This window comes from Enterobacter sp. RIT418, assembly GCF_003057745.1.
GTDB lineage: Bacteria > Pseudomonadota > Gammaproteobacteria > Enterobacterales > Enterobacteriaceae > Enterobacter.
This window is the reverse complement of the sequence record NZ_QBJD02000020.1, coordinates 45,394-62,982: the sequence shown is the minus strand read 5'-3', so window position 1 is coordinate 62,982 and position 17,589 is coordinate 45,394. Positions and strand designations below refer to the sequence as shown.

Here is a 17,589-nt window from a genome sequence, read left to right as displayed (position 1 = left end):
CACTCATCGCTAATGACCTAAAGAAGGACCCGAACATGACTTTTCGCCATTGTGTGGCTGTTGATTTAGGCGCATCCAGCGGGCGCGTCATGCTGGCCACCTGGGACGGTAGCCAGCGCGCGCTGTCGCTGCGTGAAATGCACCGCTTTACGAACTGCCTGCAAAAGCAGGACGGTTTTGAGACCTGGGATATCGACGGCCTGGAAGCTGAAATCCGCACCGGGCTGCAAAAGGTCTGCGACGCCGGGATTCCGATCGACAGCATCGGCATTGATACCTGGGGCGTGGACTTTGTGCTGCTGGACGAGCGCGGCGAGCGCGTCGGGCTGCCGGTGTCCTATCGCGACAGCCGCACCGACGGCGTGATGGCACAGGCCGTTGCCCGGCTCGGTAAAGAAGCGATCTACGGGCGCAGCGGCATTCAGTTTTTACCGTTCAACACGCTGTACCAGCTGCGCGCGCTGGTACAGCAGCAGCCGGAAGCGGTGGATCGCGCGGCGCACGCGCTGCTGATCCCGGACTACCTGAGCTATCGCCTGACCGGCAACCTCAACTGGGAATACACCAACGCCACCACCACCCAGCTGGTGAACATTAACTCCGATGCCTGGGATGAAACCCTTCTCGACTGGACGGGCGCACCGGCCTCGTGGTTCGGCACGCCGACCCACCCCGGCAACGTGATCGGCCAGTGGATTTGCCCGCAGGGCAATCCGATCCCGGTGGTGGCCGTGGCGAGCCACGATACCGCCAGCGCGGTCATCGCCTCGCCGCTCGCCGACGCGGACGCGGCCTATCTCTCCTCCGGTACCTGGTCGCTGATGGGGTTTGAGAGCAAAACGCCCTACACCAGCGACGCGGCGATGGCGGCAAACATCACCAACGAGGGCGGCGCGGAAGGCCGCTACCGGGTGCTGAAAAACATTATGGGGCTATGGCTGCTGCAGCGGGTGCTGAAGGAGCAGAACGTGACCGACCTGCCTGCGCTTATCGCCGAGACGGAAACGCTCGCCGCCGGCTCGTATCTGATCAACCCCAACGACGATCGCTTTATCAATCCGGCGCACATGAGCGCCGAGATCCAGGCCGCCTGCGTCGAGGCCGGACAGCCGGTCCCGTCCCGCCCCGCCGAGCTGGCGCGCTGCATCTTTGACAGCCTCGCGCTGCTGTATGCCGACGTCCTGAGCGAGCTGGCGAGCCTGCGCGGCAGGCCGTTCAGCCAGCTGCATATCGTTGGCGGCGGCTGCCAGAACCGGCTGCTGAACCAGCTCTGCGCGGACGCCTGCGGCATCACCGTCGTGGCGGGCCCGGTAGAGGCCTCCACGCTCGGCAATATCGGCGTTCAGCTAATGACCCTGGATGAACTCTCCAGCGTTGACGATTTCCGTGCGGTCGTCGCGGCGAACCACAGCCTGATGACCTTTACCCCCCATCCCCGCCATAAGATAGCCCGCTATCGGGCGCAGTTTCAGCAAAAACGACTGATAAAGGAGCTTTGCGCATGACCACTCAACTAGAACAAGCCTGGGAACTGGCAAAACAGCGTTTCGCCGCCGTCGGCGTGGACGTCGACGCGGCGCTGCGCCAGCTTGACCGCCTGCCGGTCTCCATGCACTGCTGGCAGGGCGATGACGTCGCCGGTTTTGAAAACCCGGGCGGTTCGCTGACGGGTGGCATTCAGGCGACCGGCAACTATCCGGGGAAAGCGCGCAGCGCAGCCGAGTTGCGTGCCGACCTCGAACTGGCGCTGAGCCTGATCCCGGGGCCAAAGCGCCTGAACCTGCACGCGATCTATCTGGAGTCCGACGAGCCGGTTGAGCGCAACGAGATCAGGCCCGAGCACTTCAAAAACTGGGTGGAATGGGCGAAAGCCAACCGTCTGGGGCTGGACTTTAACCCGTCCTGCTTCTCGCATCCGCTGAGCGCGGACGGGTTTACCCTCGCCCACGCGGACGATGAGATCCGCCAGTTCTGGATCGACCACGTCAAAGCCAGCCGCCGCGTCTCGGCGTATTTCGGCGAGCAGCTCGGCACGCCGTCGGTGATGAACATCTGGATCCCGGACGGCATGAAGGACATCACCGTTGACCGCCTGGCCCCGCGCCAGCGCCTGCTGGCCGCGCTGGACGAGGCCATCAGCGAAAAGCTGAACCCGGCGCACCACATCGACGCCGTTGAGAGCAAGCTGTTCGGCATCGGCGCGGAGAGCTACACCGTCGGCTCGAACGAGTTTTACATGGGCTACGCCACCAGCCGCCAGACCGCGCTGTGCCTGGACGCGGGCCACTTCCACCCGACCGAGGTCATCTCGGACAAAATCTCCGCCGCCATGCTCTACGTGCCGCGCCTGCTGCTGCACGTCAGCCGCCCGGTGCGCTGGGACAGCGACCACGTGGTGCTGCTGGATGACGAAACCCAGGCGATTGCCAGCGAAATCATCCGCCACGACCTGTTCGACCGCGTGCACATCGGCCTCGACTTCTTTGACGCCTCCATCAACCGCATCGCGGCGTGGGTGATCGGCACCCGCAACATGAAGAAAGCCCTGCTGCGCGCGCTGCTGGAGCCTACCGCCGCGCTGAAACAGCTTGAGGAAAACGGCGACTACACCGCCCGCCTGGCGCTGCTGGAGGAGCAAAAATCCCTGCCGTGGCAGGCGGTGTGGGAAATGTACTGCCAGCGCCACGATGTGCCTGCGGGCAGCCAGTGGCTGGAGAACGTGCGGGCGTATGAGAAAGACGTGTTGAGCCAGCGCGGGTAATTGCCCCCTCACCCCTGCCCTCTCCCCAAAGGGGAGAGGGAGCAAACCATCCCCTCGCCCCTTTGGGGAGAGGGTTAGGGTGAGGGGAAACTCTCACCGCGATAAATGGAAAAGAAAACTATGCAAACCATCACCCACTCCTGGTTCGTCCAGGGCATGATCAAAGCCACCTCCGACGCCTGGCTGAAGGGCTGGGACGAACGCAACGGCGGCAACCTCACGCTGCGCCTGGATGAGGCGGACATCGAGCCGTACGCCGCCGATTTCCACCACAAGCCGCGCTATATTGCGCTGAGCCAGCCGATGCCGCAGCTCGCGAATACGCCTTTTATCGTCACCGGCTCCGGCAAATTTTTCCGCAACGTGCAGCTCGACCCGCAGGCCAACCTCGGCGTCGTTAAGGTAGACAGCGACGGCGCGGGGTACTTCATCCTCTGGGGCCTGACGGACGACGCCGTTCCCACCTCCGAACTGCCCGCGCACTTCCTCTCTCACTGCGAGCGCATGACGGCAACCGGCGGCAAAGACCGCGTGATCATGCATTGCCACGCCACCAACCTGATCGCCCTGACCTACGTGCTGGAAAACAGCGCCGAGTTCATCACCCGCAAGCTGTGGGAAGGGAGCACCGAATGCCTGGTGGTCTTCCCGGACGGCGTGGGCATTCTGCCGTGGATGGTGCCGGGCACCGATGAGATCGGCCAGGCGACCGCCAGGGATATGCAAAAGCACTCTCTCGTTCTGTGGCCGTTCCACGGCGTCTTCGGCAGCGGCCCGACGCTGGATGAAACCTTCGGCCTGATCGACACCGCCGAGAAGTCAGCCGAGGTGCTGGTGAAGGTCTACTCCATGGGCGGCATGAAGCAAACCATCACCCGGGAAGAGCTGATCGCGCTGGGCAAACGCTTTGGCGTCAGCCCGATGCAGTCGGCGCTGGATTTGTACGCGTAACCGCCCCGCTGACCGAAGACGTTCGGCGAGAGATAAGGAGAATTATCATGAGTTTTATGTTGGCGCTGCCGAAAATCAGCCTTCACGGTGCGGGCGCAATCGGCGACATGGTCAATCTGGTGGCGAACAAGCAGTGGGGCAAAGCGCTGATCGTCACCGACGGCCAGCTGGTGAAGCTGGGGCTGCTCGACGGCCTGTTCACCGCGCTGGACGCTCACCAGATGTCCTATCACCTCTTCGACGAGGTGTTTCCAAACCCAACGGAAGCGCTGGTGCAGAAAGGCTACGCGGCCTATCGGGACGCGGAGTGTGATTTCGTCATCGCCTTCGGCGGCGGTAGCCCGATCGACACCGCCAAGGCGATTAAAATCCTCACCGCGAATCCGGGGCCGTCTACCGCCTACTCCGGCGTTGGCAAGGTGAAAAACGCGGGCGTGCCGCTGGTCGCTATTAATACCACCGCAGGCACCGCGGCGGAGATGACCAGCAACGCGGTGATCATCGACGCCGAGCGCCACGTAAAAGAGGTGATTATTGATTCCAACATCATCCCGGACATCGCGGTGGATGACGCCAGCGTGATGCTTGAGATCCCGGCCTCCGTGACCGCCGCCACCGGCATGGACGCCCTGACCCACGCCATCGAAGCGTACGTCTCCGTGGGCGCGCACCCGCTGACCGACGCCAACGCGCTGGAAGCAATCCGCCTGATCGCCCTCTGGCTGCCGAAAGCGATCGACGACGGTCACCATCTGGAGGCCCGCGAGCAGATGGCGTTTGGTCAGTATCTGGCAGGCATGGCGTTTAACAGCGCCGGCCTGGGGCTGGTTCACGCGCTGGCGCACCAGCCGGGCGCGACGCACAACCTGCCGCACGGCGTCTGCAACGCCATCCTGCTGCCGATCGTTGAAAACTTTAACCGCCCGAACGCCGTCGCGCGCTTTGCCCGCGTGGCGCAGGCGATGGGCGTCGACACCCGCGGCATGAGCGACGAAGCCGCCAGCACGGCGGCGATCCAGGCCATCCGCGACCTGAGCGTTCGCGTGGGCATTCCGTCCGGCTTTAGCGCGCTCGGCGTGACGAAATCCGACATCGACGGCTGGCTGGACAACGCCCTTGCCGACCCGTGCGCACCGTGCAACCCGCGCGCTGCGAGCCGCGAAGAGGTCCGCGAGCTGTACCTGGAGGCGTTATGATCCGCAAAGCCTTTGTGATGCAGGTCAACCCGGACGCGCACGACGAGTACGAACGCCGCCATAACCCCATCTGGCCCGAGCTGGAAGCGGTGCTGAAAGACCACGGCGTGCACCATTACGCCATCTGGCTCGACGAGGAACGCAGCCTGCTGTTTGCGACCGTTGAGATCGAATCGGAGGAGCGCTGGAACGCGGTGGCCAACACCGACGTGTGCCAACGCTGGTGGAAGCACATGCGCGAGGTCATGCCGTCGAACCCGGACAACAGCCCGGTGAGCGCGGCGTTAAAAGAGGTGTTTTATTTAGCGTAACGCGCTAACGCTGCCGCCTTCGCGGCAGCGCCATAATACGGTGTTTGCCTCGTTCTCACGTGGAATGCTGGATAAACCGTTATTCCCATCCCGCACTATCATGCTGAAAGATCCCGTTGAAATACGGCACTTTTCCGGAATTTTACTTCCCCCTAATTTGGTTAAAAAATGCCTGGTCAATGTCTCAAAATACATTGATAGCGCGTAAATACGATCGCGCCTGAAATTCCGAAACGGCAGCGGGCATATGCTGGAACGAACAAGCTTGCGGCAAGGATGGAACAGGAATGAAATTCTCAAACGCTGTAATAGCAGTGTCGTTACTTGAAGTGATAAGAGACAGATAAATATGGCCTTACACGGAACGTTGATACTGAATGGCGCAGACTATGCACCCTTCAATCTTTATGGGGTCGGCGTTTTTATGGCCCACTCAGGGCAAGGTACCTTTCGAAATAATGCCAACTGCGCTGCTATCCCCACGCGAGGCCCATTGCCTCCAGGTAAATACTGGATCATTGAGCGTGGAAACGGCGGCTTCGTCTCCACGTTAAAAGCGAAATCGCAAGATCTCGTTAATCGGTATTTTTATGGTGCCGAGTTCAACCGGGATGAATGGTTTGCTTTATACCGGGATGACTTTGGGATAGACGATGGAACATGGATTGATCACGTTCACAGAGGCTTATTCAGGCTTCATCCAGGTACGATATCTGAGGGTTGTATCACTATTGCACATAATTCCGACTACGGGATGATAAGAGACGCACTGATGAACACAACGTCAATACAGGTACCCTGTATGCGTTTTCTTATGGCTAGAGGATGGATAGAGGTAATTGACGGTGGCTTTACCAAAACTTGCTCGTAGGGTTGCAAAGACGATTTACTTTATCGCGTTATCCTTTCCGGTAGGACGCACCCTGGGTCCTGCTGAAGGCTGGTTTGACTATGAATTTGCACATCGGATCGGCGAAGTGTTTTCTGGCCGCAGTGAGATAGGTCAGGACCGTCTTTATGAGGTTTATACCTATATTGGGTTGATAACCATCCTTCTCATTACAACGCTCCTTTATCTTTTAACAATGACGTTATTAAAAAAAATAAGGAACAAATGACATGCCGATTCCTCCCTATATGTGGCTCAAAGACGATGGCGGCGCGGATATTAAAGGCTCGGTAGATGTCAAAGACCGCGAAGGAAGCATTGAGATCATCGGGCTGAGTCATGGCATTAATTTGCCGGTGGACAGTGCTAACGGAGCGATCACCGGTACGCGTCAGCACTCCTCAATGAGGATCGAAAAGGAAGTGGATAGTTCTACCCCCTATCTTTATAAAGCCGCCGCCACCGGTCAGGCGCTGAAAAGCGCAGAAATTAAGTTCTATCACATCAACGATGCAGGCCAGGAAGCGTGTTACTACACCGTATTGATGGAGAACGTGAAGGTTACCGGCGTTAACTGTAGCGTCCCAAACGTGAAAATTGCGGCCAACGACAAAATCAATCACGTCGAAAGCGTCAGCTTGCAGTATGAGAAAATTACCTGGCGCATTGTTGACGGCAACATCCAGCATAGTGACGCGTGGAATGAACGCGCTACAGCATAAAAAAAGGTGAAAACGGAGCTGCTGGCAGGAGTGACAGACAGCCCAGATTATTTTGCAATGCCTTTTAGCTTCTGTACCTTCGCTAGTTCTGTTCCGCCACCAGCAGCGCGTGCGTATCCGGCTCCAGCGCCTTAAAGATATGCGGCTGGTCGGCGGGGTAGCAAATATAATCCCCTTCCCCGAGCTCTACCGGCGCGTCGAGTAAGCCAACCATTGCCCGCCCCTGCGTCACGATAATATGCTCCACCGATCCCGGCGGATGCGGCTGGGAGATCCTGTCCGCGCCCGGCTGGGTCAGCAGCAGATAAACGTCGCGCCGCGCGCCCGGCGGGCACGCCGCCAGTAAAATCGCCTCGTAGTTTGCCTGCCCGGCCACCACCTTTGTCCCTTCTCCCCGACGGATCACCTGCGTGGTCGGCTGCTGCGGCTCGAACAGGCGCGCAAAAGGAATATCCAGCGCCACGCACAGCGACCACAGCGTTTCCAGGCTAGGGTTACCGTTGCCGGACTCCAGCTGCGAAAGCGTCGATTTGGCGACCCCGGCGCGGCGGGCGATTTCCGCCAGCGAAAGGCCGGTTCTCAGGCGCTCACGCACCAGGCTTTTGGCGATCACGCTAATTGGCTGCGTCATAAACGCCCCTTAATCTTGTTAAATCGAACGATTCGTTCGTCTTGTAAAACCATTCTGTTGCGTTCATTATAATGGAAACTCGTTCGATATGGCTAAAATTGTATGACGCATCATCTCTCCTGCCTGAAAGGCGACACCATAAAAGCAATCATCCTGGTCTGCCTGGCGGTGGGCGTCGTCGGGATGTCCTATGGCTCTCTGGCGATGGCCTACGGTTTTCCGGTCTGGGTTCCCTTTGTGCTATCCATCACCGTGCTGGCCGGGGCTTCTGAGTTTATGTTCATTGGCATCGTGGCCAGCGGTGGGAATCCGCTCGCGGCGGCGGCGGCCGGGCTGCTGGTTAACGCGCGCCACGTGCCGTTTGGCGTCACGGTGCGCGAGCTGGTGGGCAAGCGCGGCCTGAGCTTTTTAGGCTGCCACATCATGAACGATGAAAGCGTGGTGTTTGGCCTGTCGCAAAAAACGCCGGAGCAGCGCAAGGCCGCCTACTGGCTGTGCGGGCTGGGCGTGGCGATTATCTGGCCGCTCGGCGCGCTGCTGGGGGCGATGGTCGGAAAGCTGCTGCCGGACCCGGAAACCATCGGGCTGGACGCCGTGTTCCCGGCCATCCTGCTGGCGCTGGTGGTGCCGGCGTTTAAAAACCGCACCACGCTGATCCGCGCCTGCAGCGGCGCGGTACTGTCCCTGGCCGCCGTGCCGTTCGCGCCGGTGGGCCTGCCGGTTCTGCTCTCTTTACTTGGCCTGGCCGCGAGGAAGAAATAATGGAAAACATGACGGTCTTTATTCTGGGCATCGCCATTCTGTCGGCGGGAACCTATCTGATGCGCCTCGGCGGGGCGAAGCTTGGCAACCGGCTGGCGCTCTCGGAGCGCTCGCAGGCGCTGCTGTCGGATGCAGCAACGGTGCTGCTGTTCTCGGTGGCGCTGGCGACAACGTTTTATGAAGGTGAGCATTTCGCCGGCATGGCGCGGGTGCTGGGCGTGGCGTTTGCGGTGTTTTTGGCCTGGCGCAAAATGCCGTTAATTGTGGTGATCGTAGCGGCGGCGGTCGTTACCGCGCTGCTGCGCCTGGCGGGGCTGCAATAAAAAAAGCGCCCCTGGGGCGCTCTTTCGACGGTGTGACGACTGGCTTATTTGTTCAGTTCAGCGGTCATGTGCACGCGGTTACCGGTAAATGCCTGGGTAATTTTGTATGAAGACGCGCCCGCTTCCTGAGCCTGTGCGGCGATTTTCGCTTCAGCACCGTCCAGCGTAGAGGCGGATGCGGTTACGGTTTGCGCAGCGAAAGAACCAAATGAAGCAGCCAGAGCGATTACAGCGACAAAAGTTTTGATGCTTTTCATGAGATAAACCCTTTCAATTAGTTGTTTGGATAAGGCGTATTGCCTTGTTGAGATAAATAGTAGACCTCAACACGAACAACTAAAAGCGGAAGGATTTGCAGAAATCATTCAAATTTACTGATCAACAATTAAGCGCTGCGGATGCGTATACACCGTCGCCCTTCCCGGCTTGCAGAAACCGACCAGCGTCAGATTGCAGCGCTCGGCCACCTCAACGGCCAGCGTGGTGGCCGCCGAGACGGCAAACAGGATTTCAACGCCGCACATCGCCGCCTTTTGCACCATCTCGTAGCTGGCGCGGCTGGAGACCAGGGCGGCACCCTGCTGCCAAACCTCGCTCTCACGCGCCCTGCGCCCCAGCAGCTTGTCCAGCGCCACGTGGCGCCCCACGTCTTCGTGTCCGCCGATAATCTCGCCCGACGGCAATACCCAGGCCGCTGCGTGCGTACAGCCGCTCAGCTGGCCGATGGGCTGGACGTCGTTCAGGTGCTCAAGGGCACGGTCGAGGTTCGCCAGGTTAAACGTCTGCGTGAACGGCAGCGGCGACACGGGCTTGCCGATGTCGTTAAGCTGCTCCACGCCGCATACGCCGCAGCCGGTGCGTCCGGCCAGCGCGCGGCGGCGCTCTTTCAGCCCCATGAAGCGTCGGCTTGAAAGCTCAATCTGCACCTCAAGCCCGTTGCAGGCCTGCACCACCTCCATGCCGTAGATCTCCTTCGGATGTTCAATGATGCCTTCTGAAAGGGAAAACCCGACGGCAAACAGCTCCAGATCCTTGGGCGAGGCCATCATCACCACGTGCGAAATGCCGTTGTAGACCAGCGCAACGGGAACTTCCTGCGCCAGAAAATCGGGGATGGCATCGCTAACGCGGGGCGGCCTGTGAACCGGCAGCTCGACAATGCCCGCGGGCAGCGGCGACGGACGGTTAACACGGTTTTGTTTAGACACAGCGGTATTCCTGAACAACCACGGAGGTGAGCCTGCTATTGCACCATAAACCACAGGCCCTGCGCATAGTATGGATCAACTTTTCGTCACCCATCCCCGTCAAGTTTACCTACTCACTAAGGAGAGGTGCAATGCGGACGCCGCTACACCCCTTTAACATGTAAGGGCATTAAAGTGATCGTTATCACATTTTATAATCAATGCCGTGATAATACGTTCACTTTGTTTTAACCAGATAAGAACAGTCTTACCGACATTGTGGTATTCTGGATATATCCCTCGCGGAATTGAGGGTTTAACGCAAATTTTAAGCGCTGTGGTTACCGTTTAACCGCAGCGTAAAAACGAAAAGCAATGTCGAAATGAACCAAGGAGTGACCCATGCAGGTCAGCAGAAGGCAGTTCTTTAAGATCTGCGCTGGCGGTATGGCAGGCACGACGGCGGCGGCGCTGGGCTTTGCCCCAGGCGTAGCGCTGGCGGAAACGCGGCAGTATAAGCTGCTGCGCACCCGCGAAACCCGTAACACCTGCACGTACTGCTCCGTTGGCTGTGGGCTGTTAATGTACAGCCTCGGCGACGGTGCAAAAAACGCCAAAGCGTCTATTTTCCACATCGAAGGCGACCCGGATCACCCGGTTAACCGCGGCGCGCTGTGCCCGAAAGGGGCCGGTCTGGTGGACTTTATCCACTCCGAAAGCCGCCTGAAATTCCCGGAGTATCGCGCGCCAGGCTCCGATAAGTGGCAGCAAATCAGCTGGGAAGAGGCGTTTGACCGCATCGCAAAACTCATTAAAGAAGACCGCGATGCCAACTTTATCGATAAGAACGCTGACGGCGTCACGGTCAACCGCTGGCTCTCCACCGGGATGCTGTGCGCCTCTGCGTCCAGCAACGAAACCGGTTATTTAACCCAGAAATTCACGCGCGCACTCGGTATGCTCGCGGTCGACAACCAGGCGCGCGTCTGACACGGACCAACGGTAGCAAGTCTTGCTCCAACATTTGGTCGCGGTGCGATGACCAACCACTGGGTCGACATCAAGAACGCCAACCTTATCGTGGTGATGGGCGGTAACGCCGCTGAAGCTCACCCCGTCGGGTTCCGCTGGGCGATGGAAGCCAAAATCCACAACGGCGCGAAGCTGATTGTGATCGATCCCCGCTTCACGCGCACGGCGTCAGTGGCGGATTTCTACACCCCTATTCGTTCAGGTACTGACATCACTTTCCTGTCGGGCGTACTGCTGTACCTGATGACCAACGAAAAATACAACCGCGAATACACCGAAGCCTACACCAACGCCAGCCTGATCGTGCGTGAGGATTACCACTTCGAAGATGGCCTGTTCAGCGGTTACGACGCGGAAAAACGCAAATACGACAAGACCAGCTGGAACTACGAGCTGGACGAAAAAGGCTTTGCGAAGCGCGACACCACCCTGCAACACCCGCGCTGCGTGTGGAACCTGCTGAAAGAGCACGTTTCCCGCTACACGCCGGAGGTTGTCGAAAACATCTGCGGCACGCCGAAAGCGGACTTCCTGAAGGTCTGCGAGATGATCGCGGAAACCAGCGCTAAAGACAAAACCGCGTCGTTCCTGTACGCGCTCGGCTGGACGCAGCACTCCATCGGCGCGCAGAACATCCGCACCATGGCGATGGTTCAGCTCCTGCTCGGCAATATGGGCATGGCGGGCGGCGGCGTGAACGCCCTGCGCGGCCACTCCAACATTCAGGGTCTGACCGACCTCGGCCTGCTGTCGCAGAGCCTGACGGGCTACATGAACCTGCCGAGCGAGAAGCAAACCGACCTGCAAACCTACCTGACGGCCAGCACGCCAAAACCGCTGCTCGAAGGCCAGGTGAACTACTGGGGCAACTATCCGAAGTTCTTCGTCTCGCTGATGAAAGCCTTCTACGGCGACAAGGCGACGGCGGAAAACAGCTGGGGCTTTGACTGGCTGCCGAAGTGGGACAAAGGCTACGACGTGCTTCAGTACTTCGAAATGATGCACCAGGGCCAGGTCAACGGCTATATCTGCCAGGGCTTTAACCCCGTGGCCTCGTTCCCGAACAAGAACAAGGTTGTTGAGTCGCTCTCTAAGCTGAAGTTCCTGGTGACGATTGACCCGCTCAATACCGAAACCTCGACCTTCTGGCAGAACCACGGCGAGTCGAACGACGTTGATCCGTCGAAGATTCAGACCGAAGTGTTCCGCCTGCCGTCCACCTGCTTCGCGGAAGAGAACGGGTCTATCGTTAACTCCGGCCGCTGGCTGCAGTGGCACTGGAAAGGTGCGGACGCCCCGGGCATCGCCATGAACGACGGCGAGATCCTGGCCGGTATCTTCTTGCGCCTGCGTAAGATGTACGCCTCCGAAGGCGGCGCGAACCCGGAACCGGTGCTGAACATGACCTGGAACTATTCGACGCCGGAAAACCCAGCGCCGGAAGAAGTGGCGATGGAGAGCAACGGTAAGGCGCTGGCGGACGTTATCGACCCGGCCACCGGCACCGTGCTGGCGAAGAAAGGCGATCAGCTCAGCACCTTTGCGCACCTGCGCGATGACGGCACCACCTCCAGCGGCTGCTGGATCTTTGCCGGCAGCTGGACGCCGAAGGGCAACCAGATGGCTAACCGCGACAACGCCGACCCGTCGGGCCTCGGCAATACGCTGGGCTGGGCCTGGGCATGGCCGCTCAACCGCCGCATCCTCTATAACCGCGCCTCCGCTGACCCGCAGGGCAACCCGTGGGATCCGAAGCGTCAGCTTCTGAAGTGGGACGGCGCGAAGTGGGGCGGCGTGGACATTCCGGACTACAGCACTGCCGCACCTGGCAGCGACGTCGGGCCGTTCATCATGCAGCCTGAAGGGATGGGCCGCCTGTTTGCTATCGATAAGATGGCGGAAGGGCCGTTCCCGGAACACTACGAGCCGTTTGAAACGCCGCTGGGCACTAACCCGCTGCACCCGAACGTGGTCTCTAACCCGGCCGCGCGTATCTTCAAGGGCGACTTTGAAGCGCTGGGTAAAAAAGACAAGTTCCCGTACGTGGGCACCACCTACCGTCTGACCGAGCACTTCCACTACTGGACCAAGCACGCGCTGCTTAACGCCATCGCGCAGCCGGAACAGTTCGTGGAGATCGGCGAGAAGCTGGCGAACAAGCTCGGCATCGCCCATGGCGATACCGTGAAGGTCTCCTCCAACCGCGGCTACATCAAGGCCAAGGCGGTGGTGACCAAGCGTATTCGCACGCTGAACGTTCACGGCCAGCAGGTGGATACCATCGGTATCCCGATTCACTGGGGTTACGAGGGCGTGGCGAAGAAAGGGTTCATTGCGAACACCCTGACGCCGTTCGTCGGCGATGCGAACACGCAGACGCCGGAGTTTAAGGCCTTCCTCGTGAACGTGGAAAAGGTGTAACGGAGACGACCTATGGCTTATCAATCTCAAGACATTATCCGTCGTTCCGCGACTAACGGTTTCACCCCCGCGCCTCAGGCGCGGGACCACCAGCAGGAAGTGGCGAAGCTTATCGACGTGACCACCTGCATCGGCTGTAAAGCCTGTCAGGTGGCCTGTTCGGAGTGGAACGACCTGCGTGACGAAGTGGGTCATAACGTCGGGGTGTACGATAACCCCGCGGACCTGACCGCCAAGTCCTGGACGGTGATGCGCTTCTCGGAAGTGGAGCAAAACGACAAGCTGGAATGGCTGATCCGCAAAGACGGCTGTATGCACTGCGCGGACCCGGGCTGCCTGAAGGCGTGCCCGTCGGAAGGGGCCATCATTCAGTACGCCAACGGCATCGTCGACTTCCAGTCCGAGCAGTGCATCGGCTGCGGCTACTGCATCGCGGGCTGTCCGTTCGACGTGCCGCGCCTGAACCCGGAAGACAACCGCGTCTACAAATGCACGCTGTGCGTAGACCGCGTTACCGTCGGCCAGGAGCCGGCATGCGTGAAGACCTGCCCAACGGGCGCTATCCACTTTGGCTCCAAAGAGGATATGAAAACGCTGGCGGCCGAGCGCGTGGGCGAGCTGAAAACCCGCGGTTACGACAATGCGGGCCTGTACGATCCGGCCGGGGTTGGCGGTACGCACGTGATGTACGTACTGCACCACGCCGACAAGCCGAACCTGTACCACGGCCTGCCGGAGAACCCGGAAATCAGCGCTACCGTGAAGTTCTGGAAAGGCATCTGGAAACCGCTGGCAGCGGTAGGCTTTGCTGCCACCTTCGCAGCGAGCATCTTCCACTACGTCGGCGTGGGTCCGAACCGCGCGGAAGAGGAAGACGACAACCTGCATGAAGAGAAAGACGAGGTGCGCAAATGAGAAAACGTGACACCATCGTGCGCTACACCGCGCCGGAACGCATCAACCACTGGGTCACCGCCTTCTGCTTCATGCTGGCGGCGATAAGCGGGCTGGGGTTCTTCTTCCCGTCCTTCAACTGGCTGATGCAGATCATGGGGACACCGCAGCTGGCGCGTATACTGCACCCGTTTGTTGGCGTCATCATGTTCGCGTCGTTCATCATCATGTTTTTCCGCTACTGGCACCATAACCTAATCAATCGGGATGATATCTTTTGGGCGAAGAATATTCGTAAGATCGTCGTCAACGAGGAAGTGGGTGACACCGGGCGCTATAACTTCGGCCAGAAATGCGTATTCTGGGCGGCGATTATCTTCCTGGTCCTGTTGCTGGTGAGCGGCGTGATCATCTGGCGTCCGTACTTTGCGCCTGCTTTCTCAATCCCGGTGATCCGATTCGCGCTGATGCTGCATTCATTTGCCGCAGTGGCGTTAATTGTGGTTATCATGGTGCATATTTACGCCGCCCTCTGGGTGAAAGGCACCATTACCGCGATGGTGGAAGGCTGGGTTACTAAAACGTGGGCGAAGAAACATCACCCGCGCTGGTACCGAGAAGTCCGCCAGAAACAGGAAAAGTCATCTGAATGAGTATTCGCATAATCCCGCAAGATGAGCTGGGTTCGAGCGAGAAACGCACGGCGGATTACATTCCGCCGCTGTTATTCCCCAGACTCAAGAACCTCTACAACCGCCGCGCGGAGCGTCTGCGCGAGCTGGCCGAGAGCAACCCGCTGGGCGATTTTCTGCGCTTTGCGGCGCTGGTTGCCCATGCGCAGGAAGTGGTGCTCTATGACCACCCGCTGAACATGGACCTCACCGCGCGCATTAAGGAAGCCAGCGAGCAGGGCAAACCGCCGCTGGATATTCACGTTCTGCCGCGCGACAAGCACTGGCAAAAGCTGCTGCATTCGCTGATTGCCGAGCTGAAGCCGGAGATGAGCGGCACCGCGCTGGCGGTGATCGAGAATCTGGAAAAAGCGTCGGACATGGAGCTGGAAGAGATGGCGAGCGCGCTGTTTGCGTCCGACTTCTCGCTGGTCAGCAGCGATAAAGCGCCGTTTATCTGGGCCGCGCTGTCGCTCTACTGGGCGCAAATGGCGAGCCTGATCCCCGGCAAAGCGCGCGCCGAGTACGGCGAAGCGCGTCAGTTCTGCCCGGTCTGCGGCTCCATGCCGGTCTCCAGCATGGTGCAGATTGGCACCACCCAGGGGCTGCGCTACCTGCACTGCAACCTGTGCGAAACCGAGTGGCACGTGGTGCGTATCAAGTGCAGCAACTGCGAGCAGACCCGCGACCTCAACTACTGGTCGCTGGAAAACGAAGACGCGGCGGTGAAAGCCGAAAGCTGCGGCGACTGCGGGACCTACCTGAAGATCCTCTATCAGGAAAAAGACCCGAAAGTCGAAGCCGTGGCCGACGATCTCGCCTCGCTGATCCTGGACGCAAAGATGGAGCAAGAGGGCTTTGCCCGCAGCTCGATCAACCCGTTCCTGTTCCCGGGTGAAGGGGAGTAATCTCCTGTAGTGGCTCGTACTTTTGCGAGCCACGTTCCGTTTCCGCACTAATTCCCAGCCGTTTCGCTCCATTTTCGGATTTCGTTTACCCCTCCTCACGTAGATAAATCGACCTTTCTTCGCCACTATTCCCGCCTTAACAAAACATGACAAACTGCAAGGGAATATGTCGAAATGGAATTTCGATTCTTAGCGCCCCTCACGCGCTTTTCGTTTAGCTGCGTTTTTCTCTGCCTCTCTTCGGCCGCCGCCGCCGCGCCGGGCGACGAGCAATTTATCCTGCAACAGCAGCGCCAGCAGGCGCTGGAGGCCCAGCTGACGCCTCCAGCGCCCGACGTTCGGCTGCCCTCTCCGGCAAAAACTGACGATAGCGGGGAGTTTGCGGCCGAAACGCCCTGCTTCACGATCCGTGACGTCACGCTGACGGGACAGGACGCGCTTCCGCACTGGGTGCCGCTACAGCGCATGGCCAATCAGGCCGTGGGGAAATGCCTTGGCGCGAAAGGTATCAACCGCGTCATGAGCCTGCTGCAAAACCGGCTGATCTCCCACGGCTGGACGACGGCGCGCGTGCTGGCTCCCGCGCAGGATTTAAAAAGCGGGCATTTGGCGCTGGCCGTTATTCCGGGGAAGATCCGCCACGTCAGGTTAACCGACGACAGCAGCCGCTGGCTGTGGCTGTACAGCGCCTTCCCGGCGCACGACGGCAACCTATTAGATTTGCGGGATATCGAGCAGGGCCTGGAGAACCTTCAGCGCCTGCCCACCGTGAAGGTCGAGATGGATATCGTTCCGGCTGAACGTCCGGGCGAGAGCGATATCGTGATTACCCGCCAGCAAGGCAAGTTCTGGCGGCTTGGCCTGTCGCTTGATGATAGCGGCACCTCGTCCACGGGCCGCTATCAGGGCGGAATGACGCTTTCGCTGGATAACCCGCTGGCGCTGAGCGATCTCTTCTGGTTCTCCATTAACCATGACCTTCAAACCGGGCCGGAAAAAGGCAACCAGAACCTGAGCGCCCACTGGTCCGTTCCCGTGGGCTGGTGGGCATTTTCCTTCACCGGCAGCGATTACCACTACCACCAGACAGTGGCTGGCCTTAACGGCGACATTCGCTACAGCGGTAAAAGCCAGAGCCTGGTGGCGCAGGCCAGCCGGGTGCTGCACCGCAGCAGCGCGCAGAAAACCACCTTCACCTGGGACGTAGAGAGCCGGATAACGAAAAACTACATCGACGACACCGAGGTGGAGGTGCAGCGCCGCCACGTCTCCTCCTGGAAGGCCGGGCTTCAGCATCGCCACTATATCGGCCCCGCCACGCTCGATGCGGGCATCAGCTACCAGCGCGGCACGCGGTGGTTTGGCGCACAGCCAGCCCCTGAAGAGACGTTCGAAGAAGCCACCGCGCTAGGCCGCATTCTTCGCACCAACGCGCGCCTGAGCCTGCCGTTTGAGCTGAGTACGCAGCGCTTGCGCTACGACGTGGCATGGCAGCGTCAGACCAGCAACACGCCGCTCACCTCGCAGGATCAGTTCTCCATCGGCGGGCGCTGGACGGTGCGCGGCTTTGACGGCGAACGCACGCTTAACGCCGATCGCGGCTGGCTGGTGCGCAACGATCTCTCCTGGCAGACCCCGCTTGCCGGAACCGAGCTCTACCTGGCGGCAGACTACGGCGAGGTCGCAGGCAAAGGGACGGAATACCTCACGGGCGCCCACCTGGCCGGTGGCGCCGCGGGCCTGCGCGGTGCGCTCTGGAAAGTGGGATATGACGCCTTCGCGGGCGTGCCCTTCTCCCGCCCCGACGGCTTTAAAACCAGCCCGGCAACCTTCGGCTTCAACCTGAATATGGATTTCTGATCGTGCGCGAGGGGGAATTGACGGCTCAGCCCATTGCCCACCGCACGGACAAAAAATAAAAGGATTTACC

Annotated in this window: 18 protein-coding genes; 15 read left to right on the top strand and 3 right to left on the bottom strand. The window is 59.7% G+C overall.

Translation table 11 applies throughout. The features are described from left to right. The first annotated feature begins 35 nt into the window (after positions 1-35). The 8 genes from rhaB to tssD all read left to right on the top strand — a co-directional run bounded on the left by rhaB (position 36) and on the right by tssD (position 6,830). Positions 36-1,505 carry a rhamnulokinase gene (gene rhaB / locus DBY73_RS19590; RefSeq protein WP_112012748.1) on the top strand — a complete coding sequence of 490 codons (1,470 nt, stop codon included), beginning with the start codon at positions 36-38 and terminating at the stop codon, positions 1,503-1,505. Further along, entirely contained in the window at positions 1,502-2,761 is a 1,260-nt protein-coding gene (gene rhaA / locus DBY73_RS19585) for an L-rhamnose isomerase (RefSeq protein ID WP_112012747.1), read from the top strand. The genes rhaB and rhaA overlap by 4 nt, the downstream gene beginning before the upstream one ends. A gap of 120 nt (positions 2,762-2,881) precedes the next feature. After that, on the top strand, positions 2,882-3,712 hold the full coding sequence (gene rhaD / locus DBY73_RS19580) for a rhamnulose-1-phosphate aldolase (RefSeq protein ID WP_112012745.1): 831 nt from the start codon (positions 2,882-2,884) through the stop codon (positions 3,710-3,712). Positions 3,713-3,759: 47 nt separating this feature from the next. Further along, a complete protein-coding gene (fucO, locus tag DBY73_RS19575; RefSeq protein WP_112012743.1) occupies positions 3,760-4,908 on the top strand; it encodes a lactaldehyde reductase in 1,149 nt (382 codons plus the stop codon). Further along, positions 4,905-5,219 carry an L-rhamnose mutarotase gene (gene rhaM / locus DBY73_RS19570; protein WP_112012741.1) on the top strand — a complete coding sequence of 105 codons (315 nt, stop codon included), beginning with the start codon at positions 4,905-4,907 and terminating at the stop codon, positions 5,217-5,219. Before fucO ends, rhaM begins: the two co-directional genes overlap by 4 nt. 349 nt (positions 5,220-5,568) lie before the next feature. Then, positions 5,569-6,090, top strand: a complete 522-nt coding sequence (locus tag DBY73_RS19565) for a DUF2778 domain-containing protein (RefSeq protein WP_112012739.1) — start codon at positions 5,569-5,571, stop codon at positions 6,088-6,090. Next, positions 6,065-6,337, top strand: coding sequence for a hypothetical protein (locus DBY73_RS22145; RefSeq protein WP_146745796.1), 273 nt, complete (start codon positions 6,065-6,067; stop codon positions 6,335-6,337). Before DBY73_RS19565 ends, DBY73_RS22145 begins: the two co-directional genes overlap by 26 nt. Position 6,338: 1 nt before the next feature. Then, entirely contained in the window at positions 6,339-6,830 is a 492-nt protein-coding gene (gene tssD, locus DBY73_RS19560; RefSeq protein ID WP_112012737.1) for a type VI secretion system tube protein TssD, read from the top strand. Between the two features lie 82 nt (positions 6,831-6,912). Here the strand turns inward: tssD and DBY73_RS19555 are convergent, their stop codons facing one another. Further along, entirely contained in the window at positions 6,913-7,461 is a 549-nt protein-coding gene (locus DBY73_RS19555; protein ID WP_112012736.1) for an XRE family transcriptional regulator, read from the bottom strand. A 102-nt stretch (positions 7,462-7,563) separates the two neighbouring features. Here DBY73_RS19555 and DBY73_RS19550 point away from each other — a divergent pair, with 102 nt between their 5' ends. After that, entirely contained in the window at positions 7,564-8,223 is a 660-nt protein-coding gene (locus DBY73_RS19550; RefSeq protein ID WP_112012734.1) for an AzlC family ABC transporter permease, read from the top strand. Then, positions 8,223-8,546, top strand: coding sequence for an AzlD domain-containing protein (locus tag DBY73_RS19545; protein WP_112012732.1), 324 nt, complete (start codon positions 8,223-8,225; stop codon positions 8,544-8,546). The genes DBY73_RS19550 and DBY73_RS19545 overlap by 1 nt, the downstream gene beginning before the upstream one ends. Positions 8,547-8,590: 44 nt before the next feature. Here the strand turns inward: DBY73_RS19545 and DBY73_RS19540 are convergent, their stop codons facing one another. Both DBY73_RS19540 and fdhD read right to left on the bottom strand, forming a co-directional pair. After that, positions 8,591-8,803, bottom strand: a complete 213-nt coding sequence (locus DBY73_RS19540) for a DUF1471 domain-containing protein (protein ID WP_015569916.1) — start codon at positions 8,801-8,803, stop codon at positions 8,591-8,593. A gap of 114 nt (positions 8,804-8,917) precedes the next feature. Then, positions 8,918-9,754 (bottom strand): formate dehydrogenase accessory sulfurtransferase FdhD, encoded by an 837-nt coding sequence (gene fdhD, locus DBY73_RS19535; RefSeq protein ID WP_112012730.1) that lies wholly within the window; start codon positions 9,752-9,754, stop codon positions 8,918-8,920. Between the two features lie 381 nt (positions 9,755-10,135). Between fdhD and fdnG the strand changes: the two genes are divergently transcribed. The 5 genes from fdnG (at position 10,136) to DBY73_RS19510 (ending at position 17,519) form a co-directional block, all read left to right on the top strand. Beyond that, positions 10,136-13,186 (top strand): formate dehydrogenase-N subunit alpha, encoded by a 3,051-nt coding sequence (fdnG, locus tag DBY73_RS19530; protein WP_112012728.1) that lies wholly within the window; start codon positions 10,136-10,138, stop codon positions 13,184-13,186. A 12-nt stretch (positions 13,187-13,198) separates the two neighbouring features. Next, complete coding sequence (gene fdxH / locus DBY73_RS19525; RefSeq protein WP_008501831.1) at positions 13,199-14,101, top strand: formate dehydrogenase subunit beta; 903 nt, start codon at positions 13,199-13,201, stop codon at positions 14,099-14,101. Further along, positions 14,098-14,733 (top strand): formate dehydrogenase cytochrome b556 subunit, encoded by a 636-nt coding sequence (fdoI, locus tag DBY73_RS19520; RefSeq protein WP_003861958.1) that lies wholly within the window; start codon positions 14,098-14,100, stop codon positions 14,731-14,733. The genes fdxH and fdoI overlap by 4 nt, the downstream gene beginning before the upstream one ends. Then, positions 14,730-15,659 (top strand): formate dehydrogenase accessory protein FdhE, encoded by a 930-nt coding sequence (gene fdhE, locus DBY73_RS19515; protein ID WP_112012726.1) that lies wholly within the window; start codon positions 14,730-14,732, stop codon positions 15,657-15,659. The genes fdoI and fdhE overlap by 4 nt, the downstream gene beginning before the upstream one ends. A gap of 174 nt (positions 15,660-15,833) precedes the next feature. Next, positions 15,834-17,519, top strand: coding sequence for a ShlB/FhaC/HecB family hemolysin secretion/activation protein (locus tag DBY73_RS19510; protein ID WP_112012724.1), 1,686 nt, complete (start codon positions 15,834-15,836; stop codon positions 17,517-17,519). Positions 17,520-17,589: the final 70 nt, after the last annotated feature.

What these genes read in the sequence shown, in the direction of transcription:
- rhaB (WP_112012748.1), top strand. Translation starts at nt 36, where the DNA reads ATGACTTTTCGCCATTGTGTGGCTGTTGATTTAGGCGCATCCAGCGGG.
- rhaA (WP_112012747.1), top strand. Translation starts at nt 1,502, where the DNA reads ATGACCACTCAACTAGAACAAGCCTGGGAACTGGCAAAACAGCGTTTC.
- rhaD (WP_112012745.1), top strand. Translation starts at nt 2,882, where the DNA reads ATGCAAACCATCACCCACTCCTGGTTCGTCCAGGGCATGATCAAAGCC.
- fucO (WP_112012743.1), top strand. Translation starts at nt 3,760, where the DNA reads ATGAGTTTTATGTTGGCGCTGCCGAAAATCAGCCTTCACGGTGCGGGC.
- rhaM (WP_112012741.1), top strand. Translation starts at nt 4,905, where the DNA reads ATGATCCGCAAAGCCTTTGTGATGCAGGTCAACCCGGACGCGCACGAC.
- DBY73_RS19565 (WP_112012739.1), top strand. Translation starts at nt 5,569, where the DNA reads ATGGCCTTACACGGAACGTTGATACTGAATGGCGCAGACTATGCACCC.
- tssD (WP_112012737.1), top strand. Translation starts at nt 6,339, where the DNA reads ATGCCGATTCCTCCCTATATGTGGCTCAAAGACGATGGCGGCGCGGAT.
- DBY73_RS19555 (WP_112012736.1), bottom strand. Translation starts at nt 7,461, where the DNA reads ATGACGCAGCCAATTAGCGTGATCGCCAAAAGCCTGGTGCGTGAGCGC.
- DBY73_RS19550 (WP_112012734.1), top strand. Translation starts at nt 7,564, where the DNA reads ATGACGCATCATCTCTCCTGCCTGAAAGGCGACACCATAAAAGCAATC.
- DBY73_RS19545 (WP_112012732.1), top strand. Translation starts at nt 8,223, where the DNA reads ATGGAAAACATGACGGTCTTTATTCTGGGCATCGCCATTCTGTCGGCG.
- DBY73_RS19540 (WP_015569916.1), bottom strand. Translation starts at nt 8,803, where the DNA reads ATGAAAAGCATCAAAACTTTTGTCGCTGTAATCGCTCTGGCTGCTTCA.
- fdxH (WP_008501831.1), top strand. Translation starts at nt 13,199, where the DNA reads ATGGCTTATCAATCTCAAGACATTATCCGTCGTTCCGCGACTAACGGT.
- fdoI (WP_003861958.1), top strand. Translation starts at nt 14,098, where the DNA reads ATGAGAAAACGTGACACCATCGTGCGCTACACCGCGCCGGAACGCATC.
- fdhE (WP_112012726.1), top strand. Translation starts at nt 14,730, where the DNA reads ATGAGTATTCGCATAATCCCGCAAGATGAGCTGGGTTCGAGCGAGAAA.
- DBY73_RS19510 (WP_112012724.1), top strand. Translation starts at nt 15,834, where the DNA reads ATGGAATTTCGATTCTTAGCGCCCCTCACGCGCTTTTCGTTTAGCTGC.